This window comes from Armatimonas sp., assembly GCF_031410135.1.
GTDB lineage: Bacteria > Armatimonadota > Armatimonadia > Armatimonadales > Armatimonadaceae > Armatimonas.
This window is the reverse complement of sequence record NZ_JANNYP010000912.1, coordinates 1-9,114: the sequence shown is the minus strand read 5'-3', so window position 1 is coordinate 9,114 and position 9,114 is coordinate 1. Positions and strand designations below refer to the sequence as shown.

Annotated in this window: 11 protein-coding genes; 6 read left to right on the top strand and 5 right to left on the bottom strand. The window is 59.5% G+C overall.

Annotated features, from left to right (window positions below; all coding sequences use genetic code 11):
• Nucleotides 1-30: 30 nt before the first annotated feature.
• Entirely contained in the window at nucleotides 31-963 is a 933-nt protein-coding gene (locus RMO15_RS32445; RefSeq protein WP_309723248.1) for a Gfo/Idh/MocA family oxidoreductase, read from the bottom strand.
• A 75-nt stretch (nucleotides 964-1,038) separates the two neighbouring features.
• Between RMO15_RS32445 and RMO15_RS32440 the strand changes: the two genes are divergently transcribed.
• From RMO15_RS32440 to RMO15_RS32415, 6 genes are read left to right on the top strand one after another with little or no spacing between them, the layout of a single operon-like run.
• Nucleotides 1,039-1,821 (top strand): DUF1559 domain-containing protein, encoded by a 783-nt coding sequence (locus RMO15_RS32440; RefSeq protein ID WP_309723246.1) that lies wholly within the window; start codon nucleotides 1,039-1,041, stop codon nucleotides 1,819-1,821.
• Nucleotides 1,814-2,761, top strand: coding sequence for a phytase (locus tag RMO15_RS32435; RefSeq protein ID WP_309723241.1), 948 nt, complete (start codon nucleotides 1,814-1,816; stop codon nucleotides 2,759-2,761). Before RMO15_RS32440 ends, RMO15_RS32435 begins: the two co-directional genes overlap by 8 nt.
• A gap of 29 nt (nucleotides 2,762-2,790) precedes the next feature.
• The gene (locus RMO15_RS32430; RefSeq protein ID WP_309723238.1) at nucleotides 2,791-4,266 is read left to right on the top strand and encodes a metallophosphoesterase; all 1,476 of its coding nucleotides are present in this window, start codon (nucleotides 2,791-2,793) and stop codon (nucleotides 4,264-4,266) included.
• Between the two features lie 13 nt (nucleotides 4,267-4,279).
• On the top strand, nucleotides 4,280-4,831 hold the full coding sequence (locus tag RMO15_RS32425; protein ID WP_309723235.1) for a hypothetical protein: 552 nt from the start codon (nucleotides 4,280-4,282) through the stop codon (nucleotides 4,829-4,831).
• The gene (locus tag RMO15_RS32420) at nucleotides 4,815-5,558 is read left to right on the top strand and encodes a helical backbone metal receptor (RefSeq protein WP_309723232.1); all 744 of its coding nucleotides are present in this window, start codon (nucleotides 4,815-4,817) and stop codon (nucleotides 5,556-5,558) included. The genes RMO15_RS32425 and RMO15_RS32420 overlap by 17 nt, the downstream gene beginning before the upstream one ends.
• The gene (locus RMO15_RS32415; RefSeq protein ID WP_309723229.1) at nucleotides 5,551-5,883 is read left to right on the top strand and encodes an HAD family hydrolase; all 333 of its coding nucleotides are present in this window, start codon (nucleotides 5,551-5,553) and stop codon (nucleotides 5,881-5,883) included. Before RMO15_RS32420 ends, RMO15_RS32415 begins: the two co-directional genes overlap by 8 nt.
• A gap of 12 nt (nucleotides 5,884-5,895) precedes the next feature.
• Here the strand turns inward: RMO15_RS32415 and RMO15_RS32410 are convergent, their stop codons facing one another.
• The 4 genes from RMO15_RS32410 to RMO15_RS32395 form a co-directional block, all read right to left on the bottom strand.
• Complete coding sequence (locus RMO15_RS32410) at nucleotides 5,896-6,858, bottom strand: GNAT family N-acetyltransferase (protein WP_309723226.1); 963 nt, start codon at nucleotides 6,856-6,858, stop codon at nucleotides 5,896-5,898.
• A complete protein-coding gene (locus tag RMO15_RS32405; RefSeq protein ID WP_309723223.1) occupies nucleotides 6,845-7,813 on the bottom strand; it encodes a GNAT family N-acetyltransferase in 969 nt (322 codons plus the stop codon). Before RMO15_RS32405 ends, RMO15_RS32410 begins: the two co-directional genes overlap by 14 nt.
• Nucleotides 7,810-8,574 carry a 2-phosphosulfolactate phosphatase gene (locus tag RMO15_RS32400; RefSeq protein ID WP_309723218.1) on the bottom strand — a complete coding sequence of 255 codons (765 nt, stop codon included), beginning with the start codon at nucleotides 8,572-8,574 and terminating at the stop codon, nucleotides 7,810-7,812. The genes RMO15_RS32405 and RMO15_RS32400 overlap by 4 nt, the downstream gene beginning before the upstream one ends.
• A partial coding sequence (locus RMO15_RS32395) for a phytanoyl-CoA dioxygenase family protein (RefSeq protein WP_309723215.1) occupies nucleotides 8,562-9,114 on the bottom strand: 553 nt, incomplete at its 5' end. The genes RMO15_RS32395 and RMO15_RS32400, both read right to left, overlap by 13 nt.

Here is a 9,114-nt window from a genome sequence, read left to right as displayed (position 1 = left end):
TTAACATCCGCGATCTCAGACAATATCCTATTAGATTTTGTTCCGCAACACTGTCTCTAGGAGGCGCGTCACTTTCAGCCCCTCTTCGCCCGTGACGTGGTCTGACTCGCCGCACATTAGGGCTTGGACAAACGGCAGGTGGGTGGGACTCGGTGTCTCAAAGCGCCGCTCCTCGCCGTTTATCGTAAAGGCCGCACCGTCAAATGGATCGCAGGTGAGTGTCGCCTCAGAGCCGAAGATCTCCAAAATGTCTTTCTGGGGCCGCGTGTGAAAATGAAAGCCCGCCGAGGCGAGCACGCCGCTGGCAAAGCGCAAAGAGAAGACCGTATCGTTCTCAGCTTGGTGATGCGCGAGGCGATTCTGCGCAAAGCCCTGCACTTCGGCGACATCTCCCAGAAGAAAGCACAGCATGTCGAGCCGATGCGAGCCCACATCCACCACGTGGCCCCCGCCCGAGATCGCCGGGTCTACGCGCCAGCCACTCGCTGGGGCCGGAGTGCAGAGCTGGAGCCGCGCTCCCAGTACCGTGCCCAGCTCGCCCGCCTCCAGCGTGGCTTTGATCGCCTGGAACTTGGGCCAATAGCGCCGGTAGTAGGCCACGTGGAGCGAGACACTGTGTGCCTTACACGCCGCGATCATCTGCTCGCCCTCGGCAACACTCAGCGCCATGGGTTTCTCCACCAAGACATGCTTGCCCGCCGCCGCCGCTAGAAGTGTCTGCTGGCAGTGGAGATGCGGGGGCGTGGCGATATAGACCGCGTCGATTTCGGGGTCAGCGAGCAGTGCCTCAGTAGTATCGTAGGCGCGTTTGGCCCCATGTCGCTGTGCAAAGTCTTCGGCTTTTGTTAAGTCCCGCCGCATCACCGCGATCAGCTCCGAGCCCTCTGCTTGGTAGAGCGCAGGGCCGCCTTTTTTCTCTGCCACATCACCACACCCAATAATCCCCCAACGAACTAAACTCATAGATATAACTCATTTCGTGTAATTTAATTCTTGCTTAACAATTCTTTTACCTAGAGCATCTAAGATAGTTTCGCTATGAAACGTGCTTTTACCTTGATTGAACTTCTTGTCGTTATCGCCATTATCGCGATTCTCGCCGCCATTCTCTTTCCCGTCTTCGCCCAGGCTCGTGAGAAAGCCCGCCAGACTTCCTGTCTCTCTAATCAGAAGCAGATTGGTACGGCTTTTATGATGTACGCACAGGACTACGATGAGACTTGGCCTGGGGATGCTCTCCCTGATGTTGGCGAGGCGAGCCGCTGGGGGACTTACTACTGGCCATTTTTGGTGAATGCCTACGTAAAAGGTGCGCCTCAGTCCTATAATAGAACGAAGGGCGGCATTTTTGTCTGCCCCACGGATCCTTCAACAGGACAAGAGCTTGCGGGGGCTCGTACGACCAAAGTATGGCCGGAGCCCGCGACGTCTTGGGGGCTTCAGCGTGACCCCGCCCGTGGAAACAACCTCTGGTACTGGTGTAGCTACTCCATCAACGAGCTTGTCAGCGACACGGCGCCTTCACTTGCCGCCTGGGAGACTCCTGCGGAGTCTTTCCTAATGCTAGAGGCCAATGACAGTGAGATTGAAGGCGACGAGCTTAATGAGCTTCAAGGAGTCCCGGTCGCCAATAGTGGCCCCGGAGGGAGCGCCCACTCCGGAGGACTGAACTTCCTCTACCAGGATGGCCACGCCAAGTGGAGCCGACTCTCTTTCACAGCCGCCGCAGGAACCGCTCGCAACTGGGCATGGCGCTTCCCGCCAAGCGATGGCGGTGGTGCAAATGCACGTGGCCCTTGGAGCCCGGCGGGGAATGACTAGCGCTTTGCGCATTATTGACCTCAAGCCCACGGTTGCCACTGAGCCCGTGGGCACCGATCCCGACGATCCCGCGATCTGGGTGCACCCGCGCCAGCCCGAAAAGAGCCTGGTTCTGGGAACCAATAAGACCTCGGCGGCAGAAGGCGGGGCGCTCTATGTCTTTGGGCTGGATGGCAAGATCCGCCAGGTTTTTGGCGGGCTGGATCGCCCCAATAATGTCGCTGTCAGTGGCTCACTGGCCGTTGCGACGGAGCGCCTGAAGTCCCGCCTGCGCTTCTTTCGCATCACAGACACTCCCAAGCCCCTCACCGACGCTGGGGCTCTACCCGTTTTTATAGGCGAGAAAGACGACTTCGCGGCCCCGATGGGCGTGGCCTTCTATCTCCGCCCGCGCGACAAAGCCTTGTTTGTGATTGTAGGGCGTAAAAATGGCCCGGCAAGCGGCTATCTGGAGCAGTGGCTTCTTCAAACCAACGGCCCCAATGTGACGGGCAAGCTGGTGCGGCGCTTTGGGAGCTACTCGGGCAAGAAAGAGATCGAGTCTATTGCTGTAGACAGTGCCGCCGGGCTGGTCTACTACTCTGATGAGGGCTTTGGCGTGCGCTGCTGGAGCGCTGATCCAGACGCACCGGATGCCAGCCGCGAGCGGCGCGTCTTTGCCAAGTCCGGCTGGAAAGGCGACCACGAAGGAATTGCTTTCTGGGGCAAGTACGTTGTCTGCACCGATCAAATCACAGGCGGCAGCCTCTACTACGGCTTTGAAAAAAACAACCCCGACATGCCCCGCTTTGTGATCCGTGGTGGTGCCGATGAGACCGATGGAATCGAGATCTGCGACAAGCCGCTGGGAAAGCGCTTCCCCCATGGCTTGCTTGTCGCGATGAACAGCGGCCCAAAAAACTTTCTATTCTACGCTCTCCCCAAAATAAACTCTCTCTGAGAGCACCTACTTGTAAGTACCGTAAAAATATGACACGACGTGAGCTTCTTCGGGCGGCGGGAGGGCTGAGCTTCCTTGCCCTGGTTCCTGCTGAGCGTGGCTTTGCCTTACCCAGTGAGACGAGCCAGCCGCCACCGCTACTCTTTACCGCGCTTCCCTACCTCCAGCCTGGCCCCCACAATGATACTTCGCTGGTGATCGCCTGGCAGACAGAGCACCGACCTGCGGCCTTTCAGGTGCAGGTGGAGGGTGTCACAGAGCGCCTCGTTCCCAAGCGTACTGAGCGTATCTCGGGCGAGCTGGGCGATGAGGAGCTACGGTTTAACTATGCCGTCTCTGTTCCTACCCTCGCGGCGGGAAAGCGCTTTGGCTATCAGGTGTTTCTCGACGGAAAACGCATCGCCGAAGGGTGGTTCACCACACGGAAGCCGCGTGGCGCGAAAACGCGCTTTGTGGCCTTTGGCGACAACTCCTACGGCGATATCTCAGATCGCATGATCGCCTACCAGGCCTTCAAAGCCCTCCCCGACTTTGTCCTCAACACCGGCGATAATGTCTACGAAGATGGCACCGACGATGAGTACGCGCGGCACTTTTTCCCGGTCTACAATGCCGAGACGGCGGGGCCACGGATCGGGGCACCACTCCTGCGCTCCGTGCCGTTCTACACTGTGCTCGCCAACCACGATGTACACGGCAAGGACGCCCAAAAGCACCCGGTCGCGGACTTCAATCTCTACCCCGACTCGCTGGCCTACTTCACCAACATGTACCTGCCCGAGAACGGTCTGACGGGGACATTTGCACCGCCACTGATAGGGCCCGACGAGCCCATCACGCACTTCAAGGCCTGTGCAGGGAGTCGCTTCCCGACAATGAGTACCTACAGCTTTGACTACGGTGATGGGCACTTTCTCTGTCTCGACTCCAATCTCTATGTTGACCCTAACAATGCTGCGCTCCAGAGCTATATCGAGCGGGATCTAAAATCTACCAATGCGGTCTGGAAGTTTGTGGTCTTTCACCATCCGAGCTTCAATGTGGGGGCAGATCACTACACCCAGCAGCACATGCGCGTGCTTGCCCCGATCTTCGAGCGTTGCGGCGTCGCGATTGTCTGGCACGGTCATGAGCACAACTACCAGAGAACGATGCCGCTGCGTTTCGCTCCGAGCGACACGAAAGGCGCGTCGAACGTCGGAACCAAGGCCCGGCTGGTGCCGGGTAAGTTCACGCTCGACACACGCTTTGATGGCAAGGCCGTCACCAAGCCTGAGGGCGTGATCTACATCACTACGGGAGCAGGTGGCAAGCACCTCTACGACACGGAGTGGGGGCAGAAGGCAAAGACCCATCCTGAAGACGGCAATATAGACTACATCGCCCGTTTTATCGCCGACCGGCACTCGCTGACCGTGATCGAGATGGACTCTAAGGCGCTTGAGATCAAGCAATTAGATCAGTGGGGTGAGACAGTGGATCGCCTCAAGATCACTACTGCGTGATACCATATTCGTCATGACAACACAGATTGCTGAGGCGGCGCAGCGTGAGCTACTTGCTGCCTGGGAGCCCGTGAGCAAGCGAACTGCCATTATGGAAGCGCGGCCCCGAACCGTGATCCTGGCTTCCGTGAATCCGCCACGCACCCTAGGGCTCTGGGAAAAAGAGCTTCTGATCGCAGCAGGGGGCGCAGGGCTTGCCAATTCTGAGGCGCACGATGTCTCTGCCGAGGAGCTTGTGGCCTTTGCCCCCGAGATTATTATCATTGCGGGCGATAATCTGGAGGGACTTACCGAGCTGGAAGGCTGGTTGACGCTCCCGGCAGTGACGGGCCACGAGGTCTATCTGGTCGAGCCTGCGTATCTTTCCGAAGTGGGGGAGGGGCTGGCCGAGGCGGCTCGCGTGCTTGCCACGATCCTGCACCCATCACGCTTTACGGAGATGCTGCCGACATTTTCGGTACAGCTTGCCCCCATGAGCCTCTTCACCGGTGTGCCCGATGAAGAAGACGAGGACGACGAAGAAGAGAACGCGAACGACGCGGAGCAAGATGACTCTAACGGATGATCTTGGGCGAAGGCTGACTCTTACCCGCCCTGCTCGTCGCATTGTCTCGCTCTCGCCGGTCACGACGGAGAACCTTTTTGCCATTGGGGCCGGGAAGCTTGTTGTCGGTGTGACCAGCGCCTGTGATTTTCCGGAGGAGACAAAAAAACTCCCCCGCATCGGGGACTTTACGCGGCCTTCCTACGAGCGTATTCTCGCCCTCAAGCCCGAGCTGATCGTCTTTGACTCCGCCACGGTGAAGCGCGCCGATGTCGAGAGCTTTGCCGCACGTGTCAAAATCCCTATTTTTGTGCAGTCATCCCGAAAAGTCGCCGATGTATCCCGGCACTTAGGCGAGCTCGCGCAGCTCACCGGGAGCCGCTACGACACGCGCCGCCTCGCCCTCCAGCCAAGCAAGGTCACCCGTCGAATCCCGGTCTTTATCGAGATCAGCGCCTCACCGCTCTATGCCGTGGGGCCAGGCTCGTTTGTGGATGAGCTGATCGGCTATGCGGGCGGTATAAACGTTGTCACGGAGGGTGGCGAGTTTCCCCAGCTCACGAAAGAGAAACTCCTCACTCTCAAGCCTGCGGTCTATGTGATCGCAACCAACCCCGGCCAGCCCGCCACGCCACCTGCTCTCCCCAACATCCGCGTGGTAAGAATCCCCGCCGACCTGCTCTTTCGCGCCACCCCACGCCTAGTAACCGGCTTGCGGATGCTGGTCGAGGCGCTAAAACATGCCTAATGTCGTTTTTGTGGATGTTGATGACACACTGGTGCGCTCGGTGGGGACGAAGCGAATTCCTATCGTGCGGACGATTCAGTATGTCCGTAGGCTCAAAGAAGAGGGTTGGGAGCTGTATTGTTGGAGCGCGGGCGGTGGAGAGTATGCAAGACAATCCGCAGAAGAGCTAGGAATTGTCGAGTGCTTTGAGGGTTTTTTGCCAAAACCAACTGTGATGCTGGATGATCTTCCGCCAAACTCGTGGCGCGGTTTTCACGTCCTTCACCCGTCCTCCCTCCCCGACCCTCCTTCGAAGAGGGAGGGTGGCGAAGCGAGGGACGAGTGAAGCCGGGTGGGTTCAGGCTAGCTTTTTTTCGTAGATGATCCAGGCGGGTTGTTTTTCAAAGCCGAGCGCCTCGTTGATGGAGAGCATGGCGCGGTTGATCTGGGCATTGTCGGTGCGGATCTCGGGAACCCCGTGCGCGAGTGCGTACTCCACCGCCAGACACTTGAGCGCCAGCGCGATTCCTTGCCGTCGGTAGGCACGTCGAACGCCCGTCAGACCGGTGTCGAGGTAGTTGCCCGCCTTGGGGGGAAAGAGCATGGAAATCCCAACATACTGGCCATCGGTGGCGACAGCGATGAACTGGCACTCGGGCTTGAAGCGCACGCTCTTGTTGATGCGCTCGCGCCAGGCATCGTATGCCATCGGTGTGTGCTTCTCGCCCTCGGGCAAAGGCACATCGGCATCGCACTCCACCTCCATATCATGGAGCTTGACGTAGGCTTCTTCTCCCTCTTCGTCTAGGAGCGTCGTCAGATCCGTCAGACGAATCCCGTGGGTCAGTGGTTTCTGGCGTGCCTCGGCAAATGGAGCCAGGTCAACATCCGCGACTTTCAGGCGAGACTCCCAGGCGCGCATGCACTCCACAAAGCCGCGCTTGGTCAGAAATCCCACCGACTCGGGCTTGTCTTCGCGGGCATCGGCACCAAACTGGGTGGGGTTCGCGTCGGCGACTTTCTGCGAGAGAGTCTCCAGAAGCGCTTGGCCAATGCCGCGCTGCCGGAAGTCGGGATGGACATCCACTCCTACATAGAACTTCTGTGGATGATAAGACCACGACGACTGTCCGATCTTTCCCTGCGCGATCACCTGGCCGTCTTTCTCGGCGAGCAGGCGGTGGTGGCGGATCTTGGCCTCGCGCTGAGCATCGCTGGCCTTTAGCTCCTCGACTGTGATTTGGTAGTCCGGCCAGACGGCATTATGAAGGGCGGCGAGCTTCTCGTAGTCTTGCTCGGGGTTAAACTCACGGATTTGCATCTTGCAGTTTCTTTTCGTAGCTGATCCAGGCGGGGATTTTTTCAAAGCCCATTGCCTCGTTGATAGAGAGCATGGCGCGGTTCTCTTGCGCGTTCCAGGTGCGAACCTCCCGCTTGCCAGCGTCTTTGGCCCAACCCGTGGCGGCGAGCTTGAGCGCGGTGGCGATTCCCTTGCGCCGGTACTCGCGACGCACGCCGGTAGCGCCGACATAGAGAATCTCCGGGTCGCCCTCGCTCTTCCAGAGCGCACTCTCCCCGACCCAGTGGTCACCGTCGAGTGCAATAAACCAGGCATCGGGCAGAAAGCTGGGGTTGCCGAGTGTGGTCTTCTCGAAGTGCTCAAAGCCTGGATCCGTAAGCGTATCGGTGGTGGGCATGTCGAGCGTGATCGTCCAGTCCAGCTCTTTCAGGCGCTGCTTCCAGTCCGGGACGCTTTTTGAAAGCTCCGCAACACTGTGAACCGTGATTCCCGCATCCTGCGCCTTCTGTGCTGCCTCCGCAAGTAGAGTCGGGTCGAAGGTGGCTAGCGCCAGGCGGCTTTCCCAGTCCCGCATTGCCTCGGTGAAGCCCCGGTCGGTGAGAAAGCGCACGGAGCGCTCTTTATCCTCGCGGGCATTGGAGCGGATCAGAATTGGATTGTGGGGTGCAAGCGCGGCGAGCGCGTGCTCGTAGAGCGCCTTGCCAATTCCCTGTCCCTGGAACTCCGGGAGTACGTTCACGTTCACGCCAAATTTCTGCGGGTGGTACATGTCCATGCTCTGGCCGTAGCCGCCGGTCGCGACGGGCTGACCGTCTACTTCGGCGAGAAAGCGTGCCCACTTGATCTTCGGGTCGCGGTGGGCATCCGAGAAGCGCAGCTCCTCAACGGTGTCTACATAGTCGGGGAAGCAGGTGTTACCAATAAGAACGCGGGCGGCATAGTCCGCATCGCTGAGAGAGTCGGGTCGAATTGTCATGACAGTGTCCTATCGTCTGGGGGTGTTGTGTTGCTAAATATTCCGTCGGTCAGGCAGGGAGCAACAGCGAGAGAGTTGAGCTGGGCGGCGTAGTGCACATCGGCCTCAAGCCCTTTATCTCGCAGCTCGATGCCACTGCCGCAGGTCAGTAGCCGCGTGAGTAGCTTCGGTTTTGCGCCGAGAAACGCCGCGCGTGCCGTCTTAGCCTCGGGGGAGGAAGAAAGGTGGGGGAGCGCCGCGATAATCGCCCCCGCGCCGAGCAGATCCTCAAGCGCAAAGCGAAGCCCTCCTCCCCCTGCCCCTCCTCCCGATAACGGGAGGAGGGGAGAGAGGGGGGAAGAGAGCTCGCCGCAGGCTATGACCGTGATGGGAGTTTGAAGTGCGCGGGCTGCCGCCGCGACCGTGCTTGCATTGACCAAAGCCCCCGCAAAAACCGCCTTTGCCCCCAACGCACTCGCCGCTCGGCAACACATCGCGCCATTGGGTGATGCAAGTGCAATCGGCTCCCCTCTCTCCCCTCCTCCCGTTATCGGGAGGAGGGCAGTCGGAGAAAGTAAGGAAGTATCCGCGCCATCTTTCCAGTAGCGCGGCTCGACCGTGGCTCCAGCGGCGAGATGGGCGGCCACGGTGGTGGAGAAGCGCAGGGTGTCCACGATCACCACCACATCGCCACGGGCTCCGGCACGCGCCGCGCCGTCTTGGCCCCAGTCAAAGCGCACTTGGTAGCCCGCTTGCTCAAACCAAGTCGTCAGATCGCCCACGATAGACCCTTCGGCAAGAGATTTTCAGGCGCGAACTCGATGTGTAGCACTCTTCGGTGCTTGGGGCTAGCGGCGGGCGATGAGGCGTGCAAGAGGAGTGGGGATATGACCACAGCGCCCCCAATGGGGCTGGTGCAGGTCACTTCTGGAGCCTCTTTGCGAAGGGCGGCGATCTGCTCCTGGCTTAAAATCCCATGGCGGTGCGAGCCAGGGAGAACCCTAAGTGGGCCATTGGTTGCGTCGCAGTCGTCCAAATGGAGGCGAACCGTGACCATTTTCTCTAAAATCTCGGCGGGAGGAAGCACATGGAGCACGCCTGCTTTAACCGTCCACGGCCCCCAGCCCGAAAGCTCGATGCGCTCTGCAACGGCGATGGCACGATCCTGGTGCCAGCCCACGTGCCAGTTGGCTCCAGGGACTTTGTCAAAGAAGATCGCACGAGTGGGGATGGTCGCCGCGCCCGTGAGAGCGAGCACACGCGGATCGGCGGCAATAGCCTGCACGTCACTCAGGGCTAGGATATTGCGCCGGGCGTAGACA